This is a genomic window from Sphingobium sp. C100 (assembly GCF_000508185.1).
Lineage (GTDB): Bacteria > Pseudomonadota > Alphaproteobacteria > Sphingomonadales > Sphingomonadaceae > Sphingobium.
The window spans coordinates 1-23,011 of the sequence record NZ_AYOY01000173.1 but is presented as its reverse complement, the minus strand read 5'-3'; the positions used below and the strand labels follow the sequence as shown (position 1 = coordinate 23,011).

At 63.9% G+C, this 23,011-nt stretch carries 23 protein-coding genes; 13 read left to right on the top strand and 10 right to left on the bottom strand.

The genetic code is table 11. The features are described from left to right. Nucleotides 1–52: 52 nt before the first annotated feature. Genes C100_RS41620 through C100_RS41590 form a run of 7 tightly spaced genes read right to left on the bottom strand, consistent with a single transcriptional unit; the run spans nt 53 to nt 6,810 of the window. A complete protein-coding gene (locus C100_RS41620; RefSeq protein WP_024021044.1) occupies nt 53–1,501 on the bottom strand; it encodes a cobyric acid synthase in 1,449 nt (482 codons plus the stop codon). Between the two features lie 53 nt (nt 1,502–1,554). Next, entirely contained in the window at nt 1,555–1,770 is a 216-nt protein-coding gene (locus tag C100_RS41615; RefSeq protein WP_024021043.1) for a hypothetical protein, read from the bottom strand. 29 nt (nt 1,771–1,799) lie between these two features. Next, nucleotides 1,800–3,059, bottom strand: coding sequence for an N-succinylarginine dihydrolase (locus C100_RS41610; RefSeq protein ID WP_024021042.1), 1,260 nt, complete (start codon nt 3,057–3,059; stop codon nt 1,800–1,802). Next, nucleotides 3,056–4,075: an arginine N-succinyltransferase gene (locus tag C100_RS41605; RefSeq protein ID WP_024021041.1), complete on the bottom strand. Its 1,020-nt coding sequence runs from the start codon at nt 4,073–4,075 to the stop codon at nt 3,056–3,058. Before C100_RS41605 ends, C100_RS41610 begins: the two co-directional genes overlap by 4 nt. Further along, nucleotides 4,072–5,307: a hydrolase gene (locus C100_RS41600; RefSeq protein ID WP_024021040.1), complete on the bottom strand. Its 1,236-nt coding sequence runs from the start codon at nt 5,305–5,307 to the stop codon at nt 4,072–4,074. The genes C100_RS41605 and C100_RS41600 overlap by 4 nt, the downstream gene beginning before the upstream one ends. A 58-nt stretch (nt 5,308–5,365) precedes the next feature. Then, a complete protein-coding gene (locus tag C100_RS41595) occupies nt 5,366–6,274 on the bottom strand; it encodes a DUF481 domain-containing protein (RefSeq protein ID WP_024021039.1) in 909 nt (302 codons plus the stop codon). 56 nt (nt 6,275–6,330) lie between these two features. Then, entirely contained in the window at nt 6,331–6,810 is a 480-nt protein-coding gene (locus C100_RS41590; RefSeq protein WP_024021038.1) for an RNA pyrophosphohydrolase, read from the bottom strand. Between the two features lie 213 nt (nt 6,811–7,023). Here C100_RS41590 and C100_RS41585 point away from each other — a divergent pair, with 213 nt between their 5' ends. Together C100_RS41585 and C100_RS41580 are read left to right on the top strand one after the other, a co-directional pair. Beyond that, nucleotides 7,024–8,400: a cryptochrome/photolyase family protein gene (locus tag C100_RS41585; RefSeq protein WP_024021036.1), complete on the top strand. Its 1,377-nt coding sequence runs from the start codon at nt 7,024–7,026 to the stop codon at nt 8,398–8,400. 36 nt (nt 8,401–8,436) lie between these two features. Then, a complete protein-coding gene (locus C100_RS41580; protein WP_024021035.1) occupies nt 8,437–9,705 on the top strand; it encodes an SAM-dependent methyltransferase in 1,269 nt (422 codons plus the stop codon). Nucleotides 9,706–9,730: 25 nt separating this feature from the next. On the opposite strand, the gene C100_RS41575 is transcribed toward C100_RS41580, so the two are convergent. Then, a complete protein-coding gene (locus C100_RS41575; protein ID WP_024021034.1) occupies nt 9,731–10,444 on the bottom strand; it encodes an SDR family NAD(P)-dependent oxidoreductase in 714 nt (237 codons plus the stop codon). Between the two features lie 94 nt (nt 10,445–10,538). After that, complete coding sequence (purF, locus tag C100_RS41570) at nt 10,539–11,999, bottom strand: amidophosphoribosyltransferase (protein WP_024021033.1); 1,461 nt, start codon at nt 11,997–11,999, stop codon at nt 10,539–10,541. A 204-nt stretch (nt 12,000–12,203) separates the two neighbouring features. Between purF and ccmC the strand changes: the two genes are divergently transcribed. The 8 genes from ccmC to C100_RS41535 all read left to right on the top strand — a co-directional run bounded on the left by ccmC (nt 12,204) and on the right by C100_RS41535 (nt 19,126). Further along, on the top strand, nt 12,204–12,938 hold the full coding sequence (gene ccmC, locus C100_RS41565) for a heme ABC transporter permease CcmC (RefSeq protein WP_024021032.1): 735 nt from the start codon (nt 12,204–12,206) through the stop codon (nt 12,936–12,938). Between the two features lie 4 nt (nt 12,939–12,942). Then, complete coding sequence (locus C100_RS49335) at nt 12,943–13,074, top strand: hypothetical protein (RefSeq protein ID WP_024021031.1); 132 nt, start codon at nt 12,943–12,945, stop codon at nt 13,072–13,074. Then, nucleotides 13,071–13,517 (top strand): cytochrome c maturation protein CcmE, encoded by a 447-nt coding sequence (gene ccmE / locus C100_RS41560; RefSeq protein ID WP_024021030.1) that lies wholly within the window; start codon nt 13,071–13,073, stop codon nt 13,515–13,517. The genes C100_RS49335 and ccmE overlap by 4 nt, the downstream gene beginning before the upstream one ends. A gap of 46 nt (nt 13,518–13,563) precedes the next feature. Further along, a complete protein-coding gene (locus C100_RS41555) occupies nt 13,564–15,492 on the top strand; it encodes a heme lyase CcmF/NrfE family subunit (RefSeq protein WP_024021029.1) in 1,929 nt (642 codons plus the stop codon). Further along, complete coding sequence (locus C100_RS41550) at nt 15,489–16,016, top strand: redoxin family protein (protein ID WP_024021028.1); 528 nt, start codon at nt 15,489–15,491, stop codon at nt 16,014–16,016. Before C100_RS41555 ends, C100_RS41550 begins: the two co-directional genes overlap by 4 nt. After that, the gene (locus C100_RS41545) at nt 16,013–16,423 is read left to right on the top strand and encodes a cytochrome c-type biogenesis protein (protein ID WP_024021027.1); all 411 of its coding nucleotides are present in this window, start codon (nt 16,013–16,015) and stop codon (nt 16,421–16,423) included. The genes C100_RS41550 and C100_RS41545 overlap by 4 nt, the downstream gene beginning before the upstream one ends. Continuing rightward, complete coding sequence (locus C100_RS41540; protein ID WP_024021026.1) at nt 16,420–17,064, top strand: tetratricopeptide repeat protein; 645 nt, start codon at nt 16,420–16,422, stop codon at nt 17,062–17,064. The genes C100_RS41545 and C100_RS41540 overlap by 4 nt, the downstream gene beginning before the upstream one ends. Before the next feature lie 133 nt (nt 17,065–17,197). Further along, nucleotides 17,198–19,126 (top strand): potassium transporter Kup, encoded by a 1,929-nt coding sequence (locus C100_RS41535; protein WP_024021025.1) that lies wholly within the window; start codon nt 17,198–17,200, stop codon nt 19,124–19,126. Between the two features lie 59 nt (nt 19,127–19,185). On the opposite strand, the gene C100_RS41530 is transcribed toward C100_RS41535, so the two are convergent. Continuing rightward, complete coding sequence (locus C100_RS41530) at nt 19,186–19,659, bottom strand: Hsp20 family protein (protein WP_031309961.1); 474 nt, start codon at nt 19,657–19,659, stop codon at nt 19,186–19,188. A 186-nt stretch (nt 19,660–19,845) separates the two neighbouring features. On the opposite strand from C100_RS41530, the gene C100_RS41525 reads away from it, so the two are divergent. The 3 genes from C100_RS41525 to C100_RS41515 form a co-directional block, all read left to right on the top strand. Continuing rightward, entirely contained in the window at nt 19,846–20,955 is a 1,110-nt protein-coding gene (locus C100_RS41525; protein WP_152536508.1) for a hypothetical protein, read from the top strand. A gap of 392 nt (nt 20,956–21,347) precedes the next feature. After that, nucleotides 21,348–22,598 (top strand): lipoprotein-releasing ABC transporter permease subunit, encoded by a 1,251-nt coding sequence (locus C100_RS41520; protein ID WP_024021022.1) that lies wholly within the window; start codon nt 21,348–21,350, stop codon nt 22,596–22,598. Then, on the top strand, nt 22,591–23,011 hold a 421-nt coding region (locus C100_RS41515; RefSeq protein WP_024021021.1), incomplete at its 3' end, for an ABC transporter ATP-binding protein. The genes C100_RS41520 and C100_RS41515, both read left to right, overlap by 8 nt.

Genomic DNA, 23,011 nt, shown 5'->3' with positions numbered 1-23,011 from the left:
CTTTCAACTATCGGCGAAAAGCAGGCGGCATCGGCCGCCTTTTCTTTGCCTGTTACCCCTTGGCCAGCGCGACCATGGCGGCAATGTCGGCATGGACCTCCAGCGAAGTGGCGATCTGATCCAGCGCATCCTCGACCGAGCGATCATAATCCTCGCCCGCCGATTGCCCGCCCAGGCCGCGCAGCAGCGCATCGCGCAGACCGGTGCTGGCGAACAGCCCATGGACATAGCTGCCCATCACCCGCCCGTCGCGGCTGATCGCGCCATCGGGGCGCTCGCCGAGCAGGGCGAAGGGACGGGCGCAGTCCGGCCCGTTCGTCCGGCCCATATGCATTTCATAGCCGCGGAAATCGGCCTCCAGCGCGCGCCCGCGCACGGCATCCAGCGTCTTGGCGTTGCTCAGCACCGTCTCCACATCCAGCAGGCCAAGCCCGTCGACGGCGGCCGGTGGGCCTTCGATCCCCTCCGGGTCGCGAATAGTCCGCCCCAGCATCTGATAGCCGCCGCAAATGCCCAGCACCGCGCCGCCCCGCCGGTGGTGCGCGCGAACATCAATGTCCCAACCTTGCGCCCCCATGGCGCGCATGTCGGCGATGCTGGCCTTGGAGCCGGGGATGATGATCAGCGCGGCCTCCGCCGGGATGGGTTGGCCCGGACCGATCATGCGCAGATCGACGGACGGCTCCAGCTTCAGCGGATCGAGATCGTCGAAATTGGAAATGCGGGGCAGGACCGGGCAGGCGACCACCAGCGGCGCGTCGGTCGAGAAACTGCGCTTTTCCAGCACCACAGCGTCCTCGCTTGGCAGTCGGGCGACCATGTCGAGCCATGGCACGACGCCCATACCCGGCCAGCCCGACAAGGCTTCGATCTGGTGATAGCCCTCCGTGAACAAGGCAGGATCGCCCCGGAACTTATTGATCAGGAAGCCGCGGATCATCGCGGCGTCTTCGGGATCGATCACGGTGCGGGTGCCGACGACCGCCGCGATCACGCCGCCCCGGTCGATGTCACCGACCAGCACCACCGGAACCCCGGCGGCGCGGGCAAAGCCCATGTTGGCGATGTCGCCCGCGCGCAGGTTGATCTCGGCCGGCGACCCCGCGCCCTCCACGACGACGATGTCGCATTGCGCCTGGAGCCGTTCATAGCTTTCCAGCACGGCGCCGAGCAATTGCCCCCGCGCCGCACGGAAATTGCCCGATCCCAAAGTGCCGCGCACCTGACCATGGACGATGAGTTGCGATGTGCGGTCGGCCTGGGGCTTCAGCAGCACAGGGTTCATGTCGGTATGTGGGGCAACGCCACAGGCGATCGCCTGCAACGCCTGGGCACGGCCAATCTCTCCGCCATCGGCAGTGACGGCGGCGTTGTTCGACATATTTTGTGGTTTGAAGGGTCTTACCCGATAACCCCGGCGCACCAGCGCGCGGCACAATCCAGCCACCAGCACGGACTTGCCGACATCAGACCCTGTTCCCTGCAACATGATGGCGCTCATGCAATCCTCCTGCCGGGCAGAATAAGGCAGGGCAAGGGCGCTATGCCAGCAGGTCAGATGCCGCGTTGATATTCCAGCGCGTCGATGATCTTGCCGCCGGCCATGAAAACCGCGCCCGAGCAGGCGAGCGCGAGCAAATGGCCGCCGACACCGGGATATTGCTGCATATAGACGACGCCGCGCTCCGCCGCGCCGAGCGCAAGCGCATAGATGACCAGAAACGCCTCGAACTTGGTCTTGATCGTGAAGAGGCCCTTGATCCGTTCCATATCATTCCCATCGGGCTGGACAGCCCCCGCTAGGGAACAAGATCGCCCGAAAGCTGCAGATGGTCAACAAGCGTTAACCATGATTGTTCGATCCGGGCGATCAGCCGCGTGTCGCCCAGATCATCCGGCGCGATTTGTTCGGGCCAGTAGGCGGCGACGATTTTCGCGATTTCGTCCAGCCTCGCTTCATCGACCAGAAAGCGCGGGTCGATGGTCGCTGGGTCGGCGACGACGCGCAGCCGAAGGCAGGCGGGGCCGCCGCCATTGGCCATGGATTGACGCACATCGACGGGAATGAGGCGACGGATCGGGCCATTGCCCGCAACCATTTGTTGCAGCCAGGACCAGACGGCCGGCGTCTCCTGCGCTTCTGTCGGCAGGATCAGGGCCATGGCCCCGTCGGGCAGCGTGACGAGTTGCGCGTTGAACACATAGCTCTTGATCGCATCGGCCAGGCTGACGGCGCTTGCCGGCACCTCGACGATTTCGACGCAGGGCAGGGCTGCGCGCAGGTCGGCGTAGAAACGATCCTTGTCCGCGAAGGCGTGTTCGTGCGCGAATAGAACCCGCTCATTGGCGACGGCGACCACGTCATTGTGAAAGGCGCCGGCCGCGATCGCCGCCTCCGATTGCTGGACGAACAGGCTGCGGGCCGGATTGAGGCCGTGCAGCCGTGCGACGGCCTTGCTGGCTTCGACATGCTGGCGGGCGGGAAAGGGGCCGCCCGATTGGCCATAAACGAAAATCTCTACGCCAGGCAGGTCATGCCGTTCCGCCAGCCGCATATGATTGGCCGCACCCTCGTCACCGAAGGGCGCGGGCACCGGATCATGCACGGCAAAGGCGCGCGGGTCGGAAAAGGCGAGACGCAACTGCGCCAGCGTCTGCGGCCATTCATGGCTGCGATGCGGCATCGTGACCAGGTTGGCGACGGTCAGATGCGTCCGGCCATCCTGCGTGTCGGCGGCGGGTGATATGGTCGCCGCATTGGCCGCCCACATGGACGATGCGGACATGGCGGCGGCGCGGATGTGGGGTTCCGCCTGCCCGACATCGGTGCCAAGGCGCGCCAGCCATGCGCCGTCCGGTCGCCACTGGGGCAGGAATAGCCCTTGCTTCAGCCCGAGCCGGATTTTGCCCCGCATCTTCTCAAGGCCCTGCAAAGCTGCGGCGCGCGGCTGTGAGACCGCGCCGGCATTGCGCGCAGAGGCAAGATTGCCAAGGCTGAGACCTGCGTAATTATGGCTCGGACCGATCAGCCCGTCGAAATTGATCTCGGTAACGCTCATGCCCGTCCTGCCATGGTGAAGCTGTCGCCCGCAGCCAGTCCGATCCGGGCTGCGCTATCGGCATCCAGCGAGACGCGGCCTTCGGCATCTTCCTCGATGAAGCCCCAGGTGCAACGATAGTCGGCCAGTCGGCCGGCGGCGATCAGCATCTTCTGCCCGCCTTTTTCATGGGTGGCATGAAGCGTGACATCGCGTGCCGCGGCGATGGTTTTCAACTGGTCGATCTGCCCGATCATCGTGGGGCCACCATCGAAAATATCGACATAGCCGGCATTTTCGAACCCTTCCGTTTCCAGCATCCGCATCGCCGCCCGGCCATTGGGATGGGGCAGGCCGATGACGGCGCGGGCGCTGTCCGTCAGCATCGCGGTGTAGATCGGCGTCTTGGGCATCAGGTCGGCGATGAACTGATTGCCGTTCACCGCATTGAACTCGTCCGCTTCCTGAAAGCTCATGCCGAAAAAGCGGCCGGCAAGGCCGTCCCAGAAGGGCGATCCGCCCGCTTCGTCGATGACGCCGCGCAGTTCCGCGATCACCCGATCGCCAAAGCGGGCGCGATGCCCCCGGATATAAAGATAGCGGCTGCGCGCGAGCAGAAGGCCAAGCCCTTCGGCCCGTTCGCGCGGGTGGAGAAACAGGCCGCCCACCTCGACCGATCCTTCCAGATCGGTGGTCAGCGAGAGCATCTGCGCGCGAAAGGTGCGGCCCAGTTCGCGGCTATGCTGGGTGAGGACGCCCAGCCGGTAGGAATAAAAGGGCCAGCTTTGTCCGACGGTGGAGAAAATCTGGCAGGTGCCGCGCACCTGGCCGGTTTCGACATTTTCCAGCACCATGACGATCAGTTCGTCTTCTATGCCTTCGCCCTGCCGGGCCAGCGCCCGTTCGGTCCGCTCCAGCTTGGCGGCGAGCGAGGTCCGGTCGGGCGGCAGGTTGGTGAAACCGCCACCGGTCAGCTTGGCCATCTCGTAGAGCGTTTGCAGATCGTCCGCGCGCGCGATGCGCATAATGAAGCTCAAGCGGTCATCCCCTCTTTTTGTCCCGGTTGAAACTGCCCGTGGGCGATTCGCCACAGGGCGAGCGCCGAAAGTTGTGCTCGCTCAGCAAGGCTGTCGGTCAGCAGAAATTCGGCATCGCTATGGATGCTGCCGCCGCGCGCGCCCATCGTGTCGACGACGGGCACGCCACAGGCCGCAATATTATTGCCATCGCACACGCCGCCCGTGTCGCGCCAGCCAATGGTCAGGCCCAGATCCGCGCCACATTGACGGACGAGGCCGAAGAGTCGTTCGGCTTTTGTGTCCATTGGTTTGGGCGGCCGGCCAAAGCCGCCATGCAGGTGCAAGGTGACGTCATGGTCGCGCGCGACCTCTGCCATGGCGCGGTCGATCAGGGCGCGGGCAATCTTTTCGTCCGCCGGCGTCCTGGGGCGGAAGTTCACGCGCAGCACGGCATGATCGGGCACGACGTTATTGGGGCCGCCGCCCTCGATCTTCGCCGGGTTGCAGGAGAAGCCCTTGCCGCTCCCGGTCTTGAGTCGCAGCGCGAGATCGGCCGCGGCTACCAGGGCATTGCGCCCTTCCTCCGGATTGCGCCCGGCATGGGCGCTGCGGCCAATGACGATGACGGAGAAATTGCCGCTGCCCGCCCGCGCCCCGGCCAATGTGCCGTCGGGCAAAGCGGGTTCATAGGTGAAGGCTGCTGCCTTGCCGGCCGCCAACTCCCGCAGCAGGCCGGCCGAAGAGGGGCTTCCCACTTCCTCATCGCTGTTGATGACCACGTCATAACCCAGCAGGGCGGTCGCATCCGACGTTTCGATCGCGGTCAGGGCGGCGAGCATGATGGCGATCCCACCTTTCATGTCGGCGACGCCGGGGCCGTTGAGAATGCCCGGTTCCAGCCAGCGTTGGCCCTGAAAAGGATGATCGGCTGGAAAGACCGTGTCCATATGGCCGGTCAGCAACAGCTGAACGGGCGCTTGTGGACGGACGGACAGGTGAAGATGGCGGCCATGGATCAGCGGTTGGACCCTGCCATCCGCCGCGACATGATCGACCGGCGCCGGATCGACCAGCCGGATGGCGCCGGGCAGGGCGCCAAAGGCATCCGCCAGCGCATCCGCCATCTGCGCCAAGCCGTCAAGATTGCGCGATCCGCTGTTGATCGCGGCCCAGCGCTGCACCTGATCCAGCATCGGCGCGGCGGCCGCGCGTGCCAATATCCGCTGTTCGTCGAGGGACAAAAAAGTCATCGCCAAGGTCTATCAGAGCCTGGGACGAGCCTCCACCCCCGCACGAAAATTGCGTGCCTCAGAAATCATATGTCAGGGTGAGACGACTCAGCGTGTCGAAGTCCCGTGCCTGGAGCACCGTTTCCGATTCATATTGGACATTGTACGAGAAAGCGGCCGACCAGCGTGTAGTGACCTTCGTTTCGACCGATGTCAGGGCATTGAGCGTGTAGACGTCGCTTTCGGCATAGCCCGATGCGGTCTGCTTGACGGTGAGGGTCGGCGTGGCGCGCCACGCAAATGCCATCGATCCGCGCAGGCCCAATTTGGTTTCGCGTTCGCCGATCAGATATTTGGCGTGACGCACCGACGGACCGATGTCCGCCGACAGGTCGACCGGCTTGCTGACGATCAGTTTGTAACCCACGCCCACCGACGCGGTATAACGCTCGTCATAACCGATCGACGTGTCCCGTTCGAACTGGGCGAGGCCGTAAGCGAAGCCGCGCGGGTCAAATTCATAGCGCGGCTCATAGCCGGCAAAATAGCGTTCCCGCGAGGTGATACCGTTGGCGCGACGATAATCGGCGCTGGCGGTCAGCTTGTGACTCCACTGGATGCCGGTGCGGGTCGCCGTAGCCGAAGCGCTGATGCCGATTTCGCTGGTGGAGCCGGTCGAACGGAATCCGCCCGCTTCGATCCGGCCGGTCCACAGGTCGGTGAAATTAGCCTCTCGAATCACGGTCTCGTGTGTCGCCTGGGTCCGCTCCTTCCAACTCTTGACCATGCGCTGGATCTGGTCGTTGGATTCAGGATTGGTCTGTTTGGCGATCTTGGCAACGGCGGCGATTTCGGCTTCATTGCCATTGGCGATCGCCGCTTCCAGCATCTCCCGCACCGCTGGCGGGAGAAGCGCGCCGTCAGCCGCATGGGCGGCAACCGGCATGGCGGTAAGGAGCAGCGAAAATGGGATGAGGCAGGCACGCATAACCCCCTCATAGCTTCGCGACCGCAAAATTTAAGCCCCCAAACGCACCGGCCGGTTCAGATAAGCGCCCGGAACTCATGCAATATGTCGCGGTAGAGCTTGCGCTTGAACGGGACGATCAATTCCGGCAGCGTATCGGGCAGCGCCCATTTCCACGCGCGAAACTCCGGATGCCTGGTCTGGATGTCGACATCGCTGTCTTGCCCCAGAAAGCGGGCCAAAAACCAATATTGGCGTTGGCCGCGATATTTGCCGCCCCACAGTTTACCAACCAGCTCAGGCGGCAGGTCGTAGAAATGCTCATCCGCGGCCCTGGCGATGATTTCGATATGGTCGTGCCCTATACCTGTCTCTTCCAGCAGTTCGCGCAGCGCAGCGGCCTTCGCGTCTTCGCCTTCGTCGATGCCACCTTGCGGCATCTGCCAGGCTTCGACAGCGTTATCGATCCGCTGACCGACGAAAACCTTGCCATCCATGTTGACGAGCATGATGCCGACGCAGGGTCGGTATCCCAGTTCCTGTTCTGTGGGCGTCAAAGCCGTAAAGTCCCCAAAAATGTTTCGCGGCAGCCTTTACCCCTAAAGCCCACCATCGGCGCCCATGCGCGACGCGTCGTCCAGAATAAGCGGGGCGGTGCCCTTCGTCCACCAGGCGAATCGCAACAAGGCCGATTTGCGACGGATCGTTGCGGGAGCAATATGGCCCATGGGGGTGTTGGAACCTCCCTCTTCAAGCGGCATTGGGGCGGAATGACAGATTCCGTCCTGCTCTGGTTTCGCCAGGATCTTCGCCTTTCCGATCAGGCCGCGCTTGCCGCCGCAGCCGCTGAGGGGCCGGTGGTGCCGGTCTATATTCTGGACGACGAGGCTGCGCGCCAATGGGCCATGGGCGGGGCGTCTCGCTGGTGGCTGCACTATAGCCTCAAGCAACTGGACGAAAGCCTGCGCGCCAAGGGATCGCGCCTCACCCTGCGGCGTGGCAGGAGCGCGGAGGTTCTGGCGCAACTGGCTAGCGAAACCGGCGCCGGCCGTGTTCATGCGCTGCATCATTACGAACCCTGGTGGCGCAACGCCGAGAAAACGGTGGCTAAGCGAATTGCGCTTTGCCTGCACGATGGCGCGCTGCTGTTGCCGCCGGGTGTCGTGCGCACCGGCGCGGGGGGACTTTATCGCATCTATACCCCGTTCGCCCGTGCCGTGATGGCGCATATGCCACCGCATCAGCCGCATCCCGTGCCACACCGGATCGACGGACCGGCGCAGTGGCCGGATAGCGATTCGCTCGAAGAATGGGGATTATTGCCGTCCAAACCCAATTGGGCGAAAGGCTTTGCGGAGGCATGGACGCCGGGGGAGGACGGCGCGCGCGCCCATGTGGCGTTGTTCGTTGACGAAGTCGAAGCCTATCCCGAAGCGCGCAACCTGCCCTCGATCGAAGGCACGTCGCGCCTTTCGCCCCATCTGCACTTTGGCGAAGTGTCCCCGGCCTATGTCTGGCACCGGGTAACGTCCTCAGGCCAGGATGCAGAGATATTCCTTAAAGAGCTGATCTGGAGGGATTATACGCACACGCAGATTTGCGGTCTGCCCGCTTATGGGTCCGAGAATGCCCGCGATGATTTCGACCATATGGCGTGGCGTGGGCTGCGGGAGGCGCGGGGGGATTTCACAGCGTGGAAGACGGGGACGACCGGCTATCCCATCGTCGATGCGGGAATGCGGCAGCTCTGGGCGAGCGGGTGGATGCATAATCGCGTGCGGATGATCGCCGCCAGCTTTCTGATCAAGCATCTGCTGATCGACTGGCGGCATGGCGCGCGCTGGTTCTGGGATACATTGGTCGATGCCGATTACGCTAACAACAGCGTCAATTGGCAGTGGGTGGCGGGCAGTGGAGTAGACGCCAATATGTTCACCCGCATCATGGCGCCGCTCAGCCAGTCCGAAAAGTTCGATGCGGCGGACTATATCCGGCATTGGGTGCCCGAACTCGCGGGGCTGCCCGATCACGCAATTCACGACCCCGACGCGCACGAGGCCCGGCCCGCCGCCTATCCCGCCAAGATCATCGGGCACCGGGAAGGGCGGGAGCGAGCATTGAGCGCTTACCGCCGCATGAAGCGATGATTGCAGCGGCGGTCGGCTTGCGGCAGAATTGGCGTCATGAACGCCACCGATCCCCGTCGCGGCCGACGCGCCCTGTCTGTCCGGCACCCACCCCGCAGCAGTCGCAGCAGGCGCTTGTCCCGATGGCTGGCGCCGCTTTTTCACCGGCTGCTCGACCGGATCGACCTGGGACTGGAACAGGGGTCGCTAGAAGCCAGCCTGCCAGACGGGACCAGTCGCCTGTTGGGCGGGCGGGCTGACGGGCCGACTTGCATCGTCGATCTGCATAGCTGGCGGGCGCTGGTGCGGCTGGCCAGCGGCGGGTCCACTGGCTGGTACCGCGCCTGGGCGGCGGGCGAATGGTCCAGCCCCGACCCGGTCCCGCTGTTCGCGCTGTTCATGTGCAATGCCGTAGCGCTCGGGCGGGTGGCGAGGGCGCGGGGACCGGCGCGCTGGATCGGCCGGATCGTGCATTGGGTGCGGCGGAACAGTCGTGCCGGATCGCGGCACAATATCGCCTATCATTATGATTTGGGGAATGATTTCTACAGCCTCTGGCTGGACGATAATATGCATTATTCCAGTGGGTTGTTTATTAATCCTGACAACGTCATCGAAAGTTTGGAAGCTGCGCAGCGGCGCAAGGTCGATGCGATCCTGGATCGTCTGGATTTGCGGGATGGCGACAATCTGCTGGAAATCGGCTGCGGTTGGGGCGGCTTGGCCGAGCAAGCGATGGAGCGGCGGGCGATCGCCTATAGCGGACTGACCCTGTCCGCCGAGCAGGCGGATTATGCACGCGATCGGCTGGGATCAGGGGCGCAGATCCTGCTGACCGACTATCGGGATGTGCGCGGGCAATATGACGCCATCGCCAGCGTCGAGATGGTGGAGGCGGTCGGCCAGGCCTATTGGCCCGCCTATCTTGACGCGATTCATCGCCTGTTGCGGCCCGGTGGCCGGGCGGCGGTTCAATATATCCTGATCGACGACGCCATTTTTGAAAATTATGCCCGGAGCGCGGACTTCATCCAGACCTATATTTTTCCCGGAGGGATGCTGATTTCCGAGCGCCGTTTTCGTGCGCTTGCGCAGGAGCGCGGACTGGAATGGCGCGACGTTCGCCGATTCGGCCCGCATTACGCCGAAACGCTACGGCGATGGCGGCAGCGTTTCGACCGGGCGATCAACGACGGACGGCTCCCACCGGTCTTCGATCAGCATTTCGTGGCGCTGTGGCGCTATTATCTGATGTATTGCGAGGGCGGGTTTCGCGGTGGCGGCATCGACGTGGCGCAAGTGACGCTGGTCAAGCCGTTGGCGTGACCGGCCGCGCGTTGGCGGCTGCCCGTCAACCCTCCACGCGCATCCTGTGGCCCGTTGGGGTGTCGGCGGTGACCAATTGGACGATCGCATCCGCGACGATTTCCGGGCCTTTGAGGCTGGCGGGGTCTTCGCCGGGGAAGGCGCGGGCGCGCATCGCGGTGCGAGTCGCACCGGGATCGACGATGTGGGTGCGGATGGCGGAGATGTTCCGCACTTCTTCCCCATAGGCGCCGACGAGCGTTTCCAGCGCAGCCTTCGACGCGCCATAGGCGCCCCAATAGGCGCGCGGGGCGGCGACCGAGGAGGTCAGCGCCACGACGCGCGCGTCGCCGCTGGCGCGCAGCATTCCGTCAAAGGCTGCGATCAAGGCCTGCGGCGCGGCGACATTGAGCGTCAGGAGGCGAGCAAATTCCTTGGCGTCGATCGCTTGCACGGCGGCCAGCGATCCCAGCGTCGCGGCATTGAGGACAAGCATGTCGAGCGCCTGCCAGCGGCCGCCGATCGCCTGCGCCAGGCGGCCGATGCTGTCCCCGTCGGTGAGGTCGAGCGGGGCGATGGTGGCGTTGCCGCCCGCTCGGTGGATATGATCTTCCACCTCTTCCAGCCCGCCCGCGGTCCGGGCGGTCAGCACGACGTGGGCGCCCGCGGCGGCGAGCGCCCTGGCAGTGGCGGCGCCGATGCCGCGGCTCGCGCCCGTCACCAGAGCCAGTTTGCCGGAAAGGAGAAGGTTGCTGGTCATGATAAATCCATTCCTGCTCGGCCGGTTGAGCGGCGCGCACTGGGACCGATAGGGACGTCAAACCCCGGCCTTCGCCGGGGTGAGGGCGCCGAAGTCAGACGACCCGCTCTGCGAGCAGTTCGAGCTGATTCTTGACCACGACATCATCCTGATCGGTGAGGGTGGTCGGATAGTCGCCGGTAAAGCAGGCGTCGCAATATTGCGGCCGGATGTCGGCGCGCTTCGCTTCGCCCAATGCCTTGTAGAGGCCATCGATCGAGATGAAGGCCAGGCTGTCGGCATGGATGAAGTCCTGCATCCCGCCAATGTCCAGCTTGTGCGCCAGCAGCTTGGTCCGCTCCGGCGTGTCGACGCCATAGAAGCAGCTATGCTTGGTCGGCGGGCTGGCGATGCGCATATGCACTTCGGCCGCACCGGCTTCACGCATCATCTGAACGATTTTGAGCGAGGTGGTGCCGCGCACGATCGAATCGTCGATCAGCACGATCCGCTTACCCTCGATCAGGGCGCGGTTGGCATTATGTTTCAGCTTCACGCCCAGATGGCGGACCTTGTCGCCCGGCTGGATGAAGGTGCGACCGATATAATGGGAACGGATGATGCCCAGTTCAAAGGGAATGTTCGATTCCTGCGCATAGCCGATCGCCGCCGGCACGCCGCTGTCGGGCACCGGGATGACATAATCGGCCTCCACCGGATTTTCGATCGCGAGTTGCGCGCCGATCGCCTTGCGGACCGAATAGACGCTGGAGCCATCGACGATCGAATCGGGACGGCTGAAATAGACATGTTCGAAAATGCAGGGGCGGGCGTTGGTCTCGCCAAAGGGGCGGTGCGAACGGATTTCGCCTTCATTGGTGACGATCACCAGTTCGCCCGGATCGATGGTGCGGACATAGTCGGCGCCCACCACGTCGAACGCCACGGTTTCCGAAGCGAAGATGGTCGAATCGCCCAGCTGGCCCATGACCAGCGGTCGAATGCCCAGCGGATCACGACAGGCGATCATGCCTTCGGGCGTCATCACGATCAGTGAATAGGCGCCTTCGATCTGCTTGAGCGCGTCGATGAATTTGTCGAGCAAGGTCCGATAGCTGGACGTGGCTACCAGATGGATGATGACTTCGGTGTCCGATGTCGACTGAAAGATGGAACCGCGCCGAATCAGCTCGCGGCGCAGCTTCATCGCATTGGAAATATTGCCATTATGGGCAATGGCAAAGCCGCCGGAGTTGAGTTCCGCATAGAGCGGCTGAACGTTGCGCAGCGAGGTTTCGCCGGTGGTGGAATAGCGGACATGACCGCAGGCGCTGCCGCCCGGCAGGGCGCGAATCACCTCGTCCCGGTCGAAATTGCCGGCGACATGGCCCATCGCCCGATGGGTGTGGAATTCATGCCCGTCCCAGCTCGTGATGCCGGCGGCTTCCTGCCCCCGATGCTGGAGCGCGTGGAGGCCGAGCGCGACGATGGCGGACGCCGTTTCCGTGCGGGAAACGCCGAAGACGCCACATTCCTCGCGCAACTTGTCGTCGTCGAAGGGATTGGTCGTGAACATGAGTGCGAGCCGGGTCCGTTGCCGTTCTTGGCGTGCCCAGTCGGGCCGCCTGTCCGCGCGCATATAGTCACTCGGGGTCGCTTTGTCGCCTCCTTGTCACAAAAAACCGGCCCGTCGGGGGCAACACAGCGTTTTCGGGGCGGCGCTATCGGCAAAAAGCCCTACTGGCGGAGCGAAACGCACGCCGCTACACAGGCAACCCTGATGCATCGTTTCGCCAATCCCGCCCGCTTCCTCAAGATCGCGCGTCCGCTGACCGGCTGGCTGTTCTGGCCGGGCCTGCTGCTGCTGATCGCCGGGGCCGCGTGCGGCCTGTGGTTGACCCCCGCCGACTATCTTCAGGGCGATACGGTGCGCATACTCTATATACATGTGCCCGCCGCGTGGCTGGGCATGGGCGGCTGGACCGGCATTGCGCTGGCGGCGCTGATGCAGCTGGTATGGCGTCATCCGCTGGCCGGGGTGGCCGGACGCGCCATCGCGGCGCCCGGCGCGCTGTTTACCGCCATCTGCCTGGCGACCGGCTCGATCTGGGGGCGTCCAACCTGGGGAACCTGGTGGGAATGGGACGGCCGCATGACCTCCATGCTGGTCCTCTTCTTCCTCTATCTGGGCTATATCGCGCTGGCCAATGCGAGCGCGCGCCAGGGGCAGGCGGCGGGGCAGGGCGGGGTCAGCACCGTAACCGCCATTTTCGGCCTGGTCGGCGCGGTCAACATCCCCATCATCAACCGGTCGGTGGTCTGGTGGAACAGCCTGCATCAGGGGCCAAGCATCACGCTGCGCGGGTCAAGCATCGACGGATCGCTGCTCTGGCCGCTGGGGCTGACGCTGCTGGGCTTTACTTTATGGTTCGCCGCGATCGTGCTGATGCGGATGCGGGCGATATTGGCGCAGAATAAGGTCGAGGCGCGAATGCAGCGTCTGGCGAGAGGATAGGGTCATGAACCAGTGGGCATTTGTGGTCGCCGCCTATGGGGTAACGGCGGCCGGGACGGCGATCATGAGTTTCGTGAGCTGGCGTACGATGCGTCGCGCCGAAACAGCCGCCGAAGCGCTGCCGGGTCGCGCATGAAGGCGAAGCATCAGCGTTTGATCCTGGCGCTGGCGGCGCTGGTCGCGATCACCGGCGCGGGGCTGCTCGCCGTATCCGCATTGCGGGACGAGGCGGCCTATTTCTATGCGCCGGGCGACGTAAAGACGAAGGGCGTGGAACCGGGCAAGGCCATTCGCCTTGGCGGCATGGTGGTCAAGGGCAGCCTGAAGCGCGCGCCCGACGGCGTCACCATCCGGTTCGACGTCACGGACGGGAAAGCGACCGTTCCGGCGACATTCAGCGGCATCGCGCCGGACCTGTTCAAGGAAGGCAGCGGAGTCGTGGCGGAAGGCGCCTTTGACGGCAAAGGCGTGTTCGTGGCCACCAACCTGCTGGCCAAACATGATGAACGTTATATGCCCCGCGAACTGGAGGGGATGAATTATAATGAGACCACGCACGAGATGAAGACGGAACGGTGATGCGGCTTCCTTCCCTTCGCCGCGGCGGTTCTGGCGAGCCGCGCGCATGATCGCCGAGGCCGGCCTTGCCGCGCTCTGGCTCGCCGCCGCGCTGGCGCTGCTCCAGTTAGTTCTCGCCTTTGCGGGGCTGAAGGGCGGCAAACCCGAATTGCTGGGCGCCGTCCGACCCGCGGCAGTGGCGCAGGGCGCCCTGACGGCGGTAGCTTTCGCCCTGCTCATCACGCTGTTCCTGCGGTCCGACATGTCGGTGCTGCTCGTCGCGACCAACAGCCATTCGATGAAGCCATGGCTCTACAAATTCGCTGGCACCTGGGGCAATCATGAGGGGTCGATGCTGCTGTGGGTCACAGTGATGGGCGTGGCGGGCGCGGCCGTCGCCCTGTTCGAGCGGGCGCTGCGCCGCGACACGCACATGGCGACCCTGGGCGCGCAGGCGGCGATTTCACTCGGCTTTTATGCCTTTCTGCTTTTTTCCTCCAATCCCTTCGCGCGGATCGATCCGCCGCCGCCCGACGGGCAGGGGCTCAATCCGCTGTTGCAGGACCCGGGCCTCGCCTTTCATCCACCCACGCTTTATCTCGGCTATGTCGGCCTGTCGGTCGCCTTTTCCTTTGCGGTGGGGGCGCTGCTGACGCGCACGGTGGAGGCGGCTTTCGCGCGCGCCATGCGCCCCTGGGTGCTGGCCGCCTGGGTGCTGCTGACGTTGGGCATCACGGCGGGCAGCTATTGGGCTTATTATGAACTGGGCTGGGGCGGCTGGTGGTTCTGGGACCCGGTCGAGAATGCATCGCTTATGCCCTGGCTGGCGGCAACCGCGCTGCTGCACAGCGTGACGGTGCTCGCGACCCGCGATGGATTGCGGGCCTGGACCATCATGCTGGCGGTGGTCGCCTTCTCCATGTCCATGGTGGGCACCTTCCTGGTGCGATCGGGCATCCTGACCAGTGTCCACGCCTTCGCCGTCGATCCGGAGCGAGGGAGTTTCATCCTGGCGCTGCTGGCCATCTATATCGGTGGGGCGCTTGCCCTGTTCGGCTGGCGCATCGGGTCGGTGCGTGAGGGCGCGCCGTTTGAACTGGTCAGCCGCGAAACATTGCTGGTGGTCAATAATCTTTTGCTTTCGGTCATTCTGGGCGTCGTGCTGATCGGCACGCTCTATCCGCTGATGACCGAAGCTTTTGGCCACAAGGTATCGGTGGGCGCGCCCTATTTCGACCGGATTGCGGGGCCGATCGCGCTGGCGCTGATGATCGCGCTGGCCGCCGGGCCGCTGACTCGCTGGCGCCGAGACCGCGCCGGAGCCGTCGCAAAGCGCTTGCTGGTTCCGGCCGCGATCGGGATCACCGCGTCTGCCTTGTTGGCGGTGCTGGCCTGGGGGCGGATCGGCGTGCTGCCCTTCCTGGGGCTGGTGATCGCGGTGGCCGTCGGCGCGGCAAGCGTCGCGCCTTTGTGGAAACGCAAGCTTTGGCGCACGCCGCTCTTCACCTGGGGCATGGTGATCGCCCATCTGGGCTGTGCGGTCAGCGTGGCTGGCATGGCCAGCGACTCCGCCTTCACCACGGAAAAGCTGGTGGCGGCGCGACCGGGCGACCGCATCCACACCGCCGGATGGACGCTGCATTTCGTCAACATCCGGCCGATTGCAGGGGATAATTGGACCGCGCTTCAGGCTGACATGCAAGTCGACCGGGGCGGCGCCCCTGTGTTGATGCGGCCGCAGTCGCGCTTTTTCGCATCGCCGCCGACGACCACCAGCGAAGCGGCGCTGCTGACCTGTTGGAACGGGCAGCTTTATGTCGTGCTGGGCGAAGAGGTGGAGGGTGGCCGCTGGCAATTGCGCATCTGGTGGAAGCCATTCGTCACGCTCATCTGGCTGGGTGGCGTCATGATCGCGCTGGGCGGCGCGCTGGCGCTGCTCGGGCGGGAAAGGCGCGGCTGGCTGCTGAAATGGCGCGCGCGAAAGGCGGTGGCATGAGGAAATTGCTGATCTGGCTGCCGCTGGCGCTGTTTCTGGCGTTCATCGGCCTGTTTGCGAGCGGCCTGTTCCAGCCTGACGACCGAATAATCCATTCGCGGCTGGTGGGCCAGTCGCTGCCGTCCTTCACCCTGCCGGCGGGAGCGAGCGACCGCCCCGGTCTTTCCAGTGCGCAGTTTGCCACCGGCAAGCCGCGGCTGCTCAATATCTTCGCCAGCTGGTGCGTGCCCTGCGCGGCCGAAGCGCCGCAACTGATGGCGCTCAAGGCGGCGGGAGTGGAGATTGACGCCATCGCCATTCGCGACGCGCGGCCCGATGTCGACGCTTTCCTTGCGCGCTATGGCAATCCCTATGCCCGAATTGGCTTGGACGCGCGCAGCGGCGTGCAGATCGCGCTGGGTTCGTCCGGGGTGCCCGAAACCTTCGTGGTCGACGGCAAGGGCCGCATCGCTTACCAGCATATCGGCGATATTCGCGCCGACGACGTGGCCATGATCCTCGACCGGGTGAGGAAGGCGCAATGAAGCCGTTTCTCGCCCTGCTGCTGGCCATCCTTGCCACCCCGCTGGCCGCGCAGACCGCTTTGCCGCCCGCACCCTGGGCGGATCGACAGATTCCCGACGCGCGGCAGGAGCGAGAGGCCAAGGCGTTGATGGAGACCATCCGCTGCCTGACCTGCCAGAGCCAGTCGATCGCGGATTCCAACGCCAGCATGGCGGGCGACATGCGATCCCAGATACGCGAGCGGATCATGGCGGGCGAACGGCCCGATGCGATCCGGTCCTGGCTGATCGCTCGCTATGGCGACTGGGTCAGCTATGAACCCACGGCGGCACCGATCCTGTGGCCGCTCTGGGCTGCGCCGCTGCTGCTGCTGAGCCTTGGCCTGTTGCTGCTGCGCGGACGGATCAAGCGGAGGAGGAGGCAATGACGGGCTGGATCATCGCCTTCGTGCTGGCGGCCGCAGCATTTGGCGCGATGCTCTTCATCGGCCGCATCCCCAGAACGACTCGCGAAATCAGCGCGGCCGCGTTGCTGCTCGGCCTGGCCGGCTATGCCTGGCAGGGGCATCCGGGTCTGGCCGGCGCGCCACGCGCTAATGCGGATGCGAAGGGCGAAGCCTTTGACGAGAAGCTGGCAGAGCGGCGTCGTGGTCTTGCGGAGCGATTCGGCCCGGCGGCGCAATGGATGATGCTTTCGGACGGACTGGCCCGGCAGGGAAAGACCAAGGAAGCGGCCAACGTGCTGCTGTCGGGCCTGCGCGACACGCCCGATGACGCCAATTTGTGGCTCGGCCTGGGCAATGCGCTGGTCGCTCATGGTGAAGGCGTGTTGTCGCCCGGCGCGGCCTTCGCTTATCGCCGTGCGCTTGCGCTTGATCCTGAGGGGCCGGCGCCCCGCTATTTCTACGGTCTTGCGCTGGCGCGGACAGGACAGTTGCAGGCCGCGCGCGACCTATGGGCACCGCTGGCGGCCAGCGCGCCGCCCGACAGTCAGGTGCGGGCGGAACTGGAGGCCAATATCGCGCGTATCGATGCCATGCTGGCGGCAGAAGGCGCTGATCAGCCATGATGCAGTGCAGCGTTCGCATTGCGTGCTCCCTGGAGCCGTGATAGTGCGCGGCGGTTTGCGGGGGTAAGCGGACTATTCCGCCCGCGTCCCCGGTTGGGTGTCCAGACAAGCATGATCATTTGGCATTTCCTTCATGGCTGATCTCCTTCCGAACACCGCGCCTGCGTCGCCGGACGACGGCCAGGGCGGCCATGGCCATGGGCGGCAGAAGGCGACGGCGAAGCTGGTGGTCGGGGCGATCGGGATCGTCTTTGGCGACATCGGCACCAGCCCGCTTTACGCCTTCCGCGAAACCTTTGCCGGCCATCATCATCTTGCGCTCGATCCCGATCATATATTGGGCGTCATCAGCCTGATGTTCTGGTCCATGATGCTGGTCGTGACATTGAAATATGTCAGCATCATCATGCGCGCCGACAATAAGGGCGAGGGTGGCAGCCTGGCGCTGCTGGCGCTGATCAACGGCCAGACCAAGACGCAGCGCTGGTCGCGCGGCATTGTGCTGCTCGGCGTGTTCGCGACGGCGCTGTTCTACGGCGATTCGATGATTACGCCTGCTGTGTCGGTCCTTTCCGCGGTCGAGGGCATCGCTGTTTATAATAGCGACCTGGCCCCGGCTATTCTGCCGGTGGCGATCTTGATCCTGCTGGGCCTGTTCTGGATTCAGGGGCTTGGCACCAATCGGGTGGCGTCGCTGTTCGGGCCGATCATGCTGCTCTATTTCGTGACGATCGCCACGCTGGGCGTGCTGTCGATCATCAAGACGCCGGGCATTCTCTACGCCTTCAATCCCTATTGGGCGCTGATGTTCTTCGTGACCGATCCGCTGCCCGCCTTCCTGGCGCTGGGGTCGGTCGTGCTGGCGGTGACGGGCGCGGAAGCGCTCTACGCCGATATGGGGCATTTTGGGCGCAGTCCGATCCGCGTCTCATGGCTCTGCTTCGTGCTCCCTGCGCTGATGCTCAATTATATGGGGCAGGGCGCGCTGCTGTTTCGCGACGGCGCGGCCGCGCTGCACAGTCCTTTCTATAATCTTGCGCCGCAATGGGGCCAGTTGCCGTTGGTGCTGCTAGCGACGCTGGCGGCGATCATCGCGTCGCAGGCTGTGATTTCCGGCGCTTTCTCGGTCACGCAACAGGCGATCCAGCTGGGTTTCATGCCACGCCTGCGCATCGCCCATACCAGCGCGTCCGCCGCGGGGCAGATCTACATCCCCCTCATCAATTGGGGGTTGATGACGATGGTGATCCTGCTGGTGCTGGTGTTCCAGACCTCGTCCAACCTGACGGCCGCTTATGGCATCGCGGTCACCGGCGCGATGTTCATCGACAATCTGCTGCTGACCGTGCTGCTCTACCGCCTGTGGAAGTGGAAATGGTATTATGCAGCGCCGCTGCTGGCGGTCTTCTTCCTGGTCGATGGCGCCTATCTGGCGGCGAACCTGACCAAGGTACCGGACGGCGGCTGGTTCCCGCTGCTGATCGGCTTCATCGTCTTCACCCTGCTCACCACATGGTCGCGCGGCCGGCGGCTGGTGCAGGACCGCTTGCGCGAGGCGGCGATGCCGATCCCGGTTTTCGTCGCGTCCGCCGCCAACAGCGCGGTGCGGGTTCCGGGCACGGCCGTGTTCATGACATCGACGCCCGACGGGGTTCCCCATGCGCTGCTCCACAATCTGAAGCATAACAAGGTGCTGCACGAGCGTGTCATCCTGCTGACCGTCAAGATCAAGGATGTGCCGGTGGTGGAGGATGACGGCCGGTGCAAACTGGAGGATCTGGGCCGGGGCTTTTTCCGCATGGTGCTGCAATATGGCTTCATGCAGGAACCCGACGTGCCGGCTGCGCTCAAAAATGTGACCGGTTGCGGTCAGGCGTTCAAGATGATGGACACCAGCTTTTTCCTGGCGCGCCAGACGCTGCTGCCTTCGGCCAAGCCGGGGATGCCGTTGTGGCGTGAGAAGATTTTCGCCTGGATGCTGCGGAACGCCGAAAGCGCGATGGAATTTTTCCGCCTGCCGACCAACCGGGTGGTCGAACTGGGCAGCCAGGTAGAGATTTGATCGGGCAAGAAAAGGGCGCGGCCTTGCGGTCGCGCCCTCCGTTTTCAACATGATGCGGATCAGGCGGCGTTGCGGTCCTGAACGCTGATGTCGACCAGTTGACCGCCGTTGATGGCGATCTTCTTGGGCTTCATCGCTTCGGGCACCTCACGCACCAAGTCGATGACCAACAGGCCATCGGCCAGATCGGCTTTTTCCACCCGGACGAAGTCGGCCAGCTCAAAGCGCCGCTCGAAGCTGCGATTGGCTATGCCGACATGCAGATATTTGGAGCGGTCCGCAGCGGGCGTGTCATCCTTGCGACCTACCACCTGGAGCAGATTCTGCTGGGCAGTAATGTCGATTTCGTCGGAGCGGAAACCCGCGACGGCCAAGGTGACGCGATAGCGATCTTCCGACAGGCGCTCGATGTTGAAGGGGGGATAGTTATCGCTCTGTTGCAACCGTGCATTGTTTTCGATCAGGTCGAAGAGACGATCGAAACCGACGGTGGACCGGCGATAGGGGGTCAGGTCAAAAGCACGCATTGTCATAATCTCCCAAAGAGCAAAATGAACATGCCGAACCCTGTGTCAGGCGTCCGGCGATACGGTGTCCAGCCCCATGCGGCGACTGGACGCGCTTGATATGGTTTGCATCTTGTGTCTTTCAAGACGCTTCGAACGATCGCGCTTTCTGGCCCCGGCCATATGTGGAGCGCCATGACTGAAGAGGCGTCCTTGACCCGTTTTATCCTGCATGTTGGCGATCCCAAGTGCGGCAGTTCCTCCATTCAGACCAGCTTGTTCCATGGCCGGGAGGGTTTGCGCGCCCAGCGCATCTTGTATGAATCGCAAAATCCGCCGAGCGGCAATTATTGCCTGACCACATTGATTGGCGGCAGCACGCGGGGCGACGACGGGGTCCAGATGGGACATGCGCGCAATACAGTGGCCAAGCTGGCCTCCGCGCGCGGCGATGCCGATCATATCATTCTGTCCGCCGAAAATTTCATTCGGCAACCGCCCGAGGATATCCTGTCCATCGTGCGGATGATTGATCCCGATGTGCAGGATGTCGACGTGGTCGCCTATGTGCGGCATCCGGCAGCCATGTATCTGTCTCAGGCGCAGCAGGCGATCAAGGCCAGCACGCGCTTCATTCCGCCCGGCGCGTATCGCCGGCCGATCCACGAGGCGCTGGAGCGCTGGGAAAATAGCCCGGACGTCGCCAGCGTCACGGTTCGGCTGTTCGATCGGAATAGTCTGACGGGCGGCGATGTGGTGGCTGATTTTCAGTCGGTGTTGCGCGAACTGACGGATCGTCATGTGACCTTGCCCGCCGCTCGCGCCAATCGGTCGCTGTCGGCGGAGCAGATGGTGACGCTCCAATATTATCGCGGCCATTATTGTGCGGAATATCAGGGCAAGGCGACCCCTGGCAGCATGCGCCTGATCGAACTGTTTGAGGCGATGAACGCGGAGGCGCTGGTCGGCACGCGCGCCAGGCTGAACGGGCGGGCGCGGGCGTTGGTGGAGCAGGGCAACATCAACGTCATCCACTGGTTGCGCGATCATCATGGTCTGCCAGGCATGGGAGAGCGTCCGCGTGACGCGAAGCCGGTCCCACCCGGCGGCGACTGGACCAGCATTGCCTCGATCCTGGAGCGGGTGGATCAGCCGCTGGTCGATCTGCTCAAGCGGTTGTTGCCATGTCCTGACAGCGGGCAACCGAGACAGGACGAGGCAGCATTGTTCAGCCTGATCGACTCGATGCCCGACAAGGTGGCAGCGATAGATTGCGCCGTGCGGGCCTATTGGCGGGACGAAGTTACGTCATGGGCGGGCTAGTTGGATCGGAAGGCGAAACGAAGTGGCGCTACCCTTGTAGGAGGCAGGGGGGCAGAAGTGGCAGGACGGGATAGATAAAAAACACCCGGATCGTGTTTTCACGATCCGGGTGTTTAATGGACGATTACTCGTCTCCCCCTTGGACTGCCTCAACCGCTTCTTAGCCCCCTAAGCTCGAAGCGGGATGCAGTATCCCTGAACCACGGCCTTTCACCTGTGCTTCGAATGTCTTGCTATGACCGGCGCGGGCCTGAGTCACGGCCAAAATCGGTGTGCTGTGATTTTCCGTCCCGCGCTGTGGCGGCGATGCAACAATCGGGCAATGCTTGCCGTGGGCCGGGCCGCCGCCTAGACGAAGAAGAGACCAAATTTCAAAGGGCCGTTCGCGCCACATGATTCTTTCCCGTTACGAACGCATGATCGCCAAGCGCTACCTGCTGCCGGGCAAGGGCGAAGGTTTCATTTTCCTGGTCGCCGGCATCAGCCTGGCCGCAGTCATGCTGGGCGTCGCCGCGCTGATCATCGTGATGAGCGTGATGAACGGCTTTCGCGCCGAACTGTTCGACAAGATCGTCGGCCTGAACGGCCATGCCGTGGTCCAGGGCTATGGCGGGCGGCTGCCCGACTGGCAGTCGGTGCTGAAACAGGCCAAGGCGACGCCAGGCGTCACCAGCGCCACGCCGATGATCGAGCAGCCGCTGCTCGCCAGCTTTCAGGGACGGGTCGAGGCGGTGCTGGTGCGCGGCATGACGCTGCCCGACATCCGCAGCAACAAGACGCTCAAGGGCAAGATCGTCGCGGGCAATCTCGACAGTTTGACCGAAAATGGCGGCAAGATCGGCATCGGGTCGCGGCTGGCGGAAAATCTGGGCGTACAGGTTGGCGACAGCCTGACCATCCTCAATCCGGCGGGGCGTTCGACGCCATTCGGCACGATGCCGCGCCAGATATCCTATCAGGTTTCGGTGATCTTCGAAGTCGGCATCTATGATTATGACAAGGCGCTGATCGTCATGCCGATGGCGGATGCGCAGACGCTGTTGCTGCTGGGCGACGTGGTCGGCATGATCGAAGTCGAAACGGTCGATGCCGATCGGGTCGGACAAATATTGGAGCCGCTGGCCGCGAAGGTGGCCGGGCGGGCGGTCATTACCGACTGGCGGCAGATGAACGCATCCTTGTTCGAGGCGCTGGCGGTCGAGCGGGTGGCGATGTTCGTCGTGCTGTCAATCATCGTGCTGGTGGCGGTGTTCAACATCCTGTCGTCGCTGATCATGCTGGTGCGCGCCAAGACGCGCGACATCGCGATCCTGCGGACGATGGGCGCGAGCCGGGCGGGGCTGGTCAAGATTTTCATGACCGTGGGCGTCACCATCGGCACGCTGGGCATGGTGGCGGGCTTGGCGCTGGGCTTCACCTTCCTCTTCTTCCGCCAGAGCGTTGTGAATGCGATACAGTTCATTACGGGGCAGAATCTGTGGGATCCCTCCATTCGTTTCCTGACCGAACTGCCGTCGCAGCCCGACCCGGTGGAAATTGCGGTCATTTGCGTCATGGCGCTGATTTTCAGCTTCCTGGCCACGCTTTATCCGGCCTTCAAGGCCGCAAACACCGATCCTGTGCAGGTGCTGCGCTATGAATGACATTCTCAAGGTCAGCGGCCTTGCCCGCAGTTTCACCCAGGGCGGCGTGACCATCGATGTGCTGCGCGGCGTCGACCTGTCGGTCGGGGAGGGTGAGATCGTCGCGCTGCTCGGCCCGTCGGGATCGGGCAAGTCCACGCTGCTCCAGGCGGTGGGCTTGCTGGAAGGCGGGTTCGACGGGTCGATCCGCATCGCGGGCGAGGAGGCGGCGAAGCTGGACAATGACGGGCGTACCCGCCTGCGACGCGATGCGCTGGGCTTCGTCTACCAGTTCCATCATCTGCTGCCTGATTTCAACGCCACCGAAAATGTCATCCTGCCCCAGGTCATCCGCGATGTGGACATGGCGGCGGCGCGGACGCGCGCCGAACTGCTGCTGACGTCGCTGGGTCTGGGCCATCGGCTCGACCACC

Bases quoted from the DNA above. Each gene is read 5' to 3' on its own strand.
- C100_RS41520 (WP_024021022.1), top strand. From the start codon at position 21,348: ATGATTCTTTCCCGTTACGAACGCATGATCGCCAAGCGCTACCTGCTG.
- C100_RS41610 (WP_024021042.1), bottom strand. From the start codon at position 3,059: ATGAGCGTTACCGAGATCAATTTCGACGGGCTGATCGGTCCGAGCCAT.
- ccmC (WP_024021032.1), top strand. From the start codon at position 12,204: ATGCATCGTTTCGCCAATCCCGCCCGCTTCCTCAAGATCGCGCGTCCG.
- C100_RS41615 (WP_024021043.1), bottom strand. From the start codon at position 1,770: ATGGAACGGATCAAGGGCCTCTTCACGATCAAGACCAAGTTCGAGGCG.
- C100_RS41535 (WP_024021025.1), top strand. From the start codon at position 17,198: ATGGCTGATCTCCTTCCGAACACCGCGCCTGCGTCGCCGGACGACGGC.
- purF (WP_024021033.1), bottom strand. From the start codon at position 11,999: ATGTTCACGACCAATCCCTTCGACGACGACAAGTTGCGCGAGGAATGT.
- C100_RS41575 (WP_024021034.1), bottom strand. From the start codon at position 10,444: ATGACCAGCAACCTTCTCCTTTCCGGCAAACTGGCTCTGGTGACGGGC.
- C100_RS41540 (WP_024021026.1), top strand. From the start codon at position 16,420: ATGACGGGCTGGATCATCGCCTTCGTGCTGGCGGCCGCAGCATTTGGC.
- C100_RS41550 (WP_024021028.1), top strand. From the start codon at position 15,489: ATGAGGAAATTGCTGATCTGGCTGCCGCTGGCGCTGTTTCTGGCGTTC.
- C100_RS41545 (WP_024021027.1), top strand. From the start codon at position 16,013: ATGAAGCCGTTTCTCGCCCTGCTGCTGGCCATCCTTGCCACCCCGCTG.
- C100_RS49335 (WP_024021031.1), top strand. From the start codon at position 12,943: ATGAACCAGTGGGCATTTGTGGTCGCCGCCTATGGGGTAACGGCGGCC.
- C100_RS41580 (WP_024021035.1), top strand. From the start codon at position 8,437: ATGAACGCCACCGATCCCCGTCGCGGCCGACGCGCCCTGTCTGTCCGG.
- C100_RS41585 (WP_024021036.1), top strand. From the start codon at position 7,024: ATGACAGATTCCGTCCTGCTCTGGTTTCGCCAGGATCTTCGCCTTTCC.
- C100_RS41600 (WP_024021040.1), bottom strand. From the start codon at position 5,307: ATGACTTTTTTGTCCCTCGACGAACAGCGGATATTGGCACGCGCGGCC.
- ccmE (WP_024021030.1), top strand. From the start codon at position 13,071: ATGAAGGCGAAGCATCAGCGTTTGATCCTGGCGCTGGCGGCGCTGGTC.
- C100_RS41530 (WP_031309961.1), bottom strand. From the start codon at position 19,659: ATGACAATGCGTGCTTTTGACCTGACCCCCTATCGCCGGTCCACCGTC.
- C100_RS41595 (WP_024021039.1), bottom strand. From the start codon at position 6,274: ATGCGTGCCTGCCTCATCCCATTTTCGCTGCTCCTTACCGCCATGCCG.
- C100_RS41555 (WP_024021029.1), top strand. From the start codon at position 13,564: ATGATCGCCGAGGCCGGCCTTGCCGCGCTCTGGCTCGCCGCCGCGCTG.
- C100_RS41620 (WP_024021044.1), bottom strand. From the start codon at position 1,501: ATGAGCGCCATCATGTTGCAGGGAACAGGGTCTGATGTCGGCAAGTCC.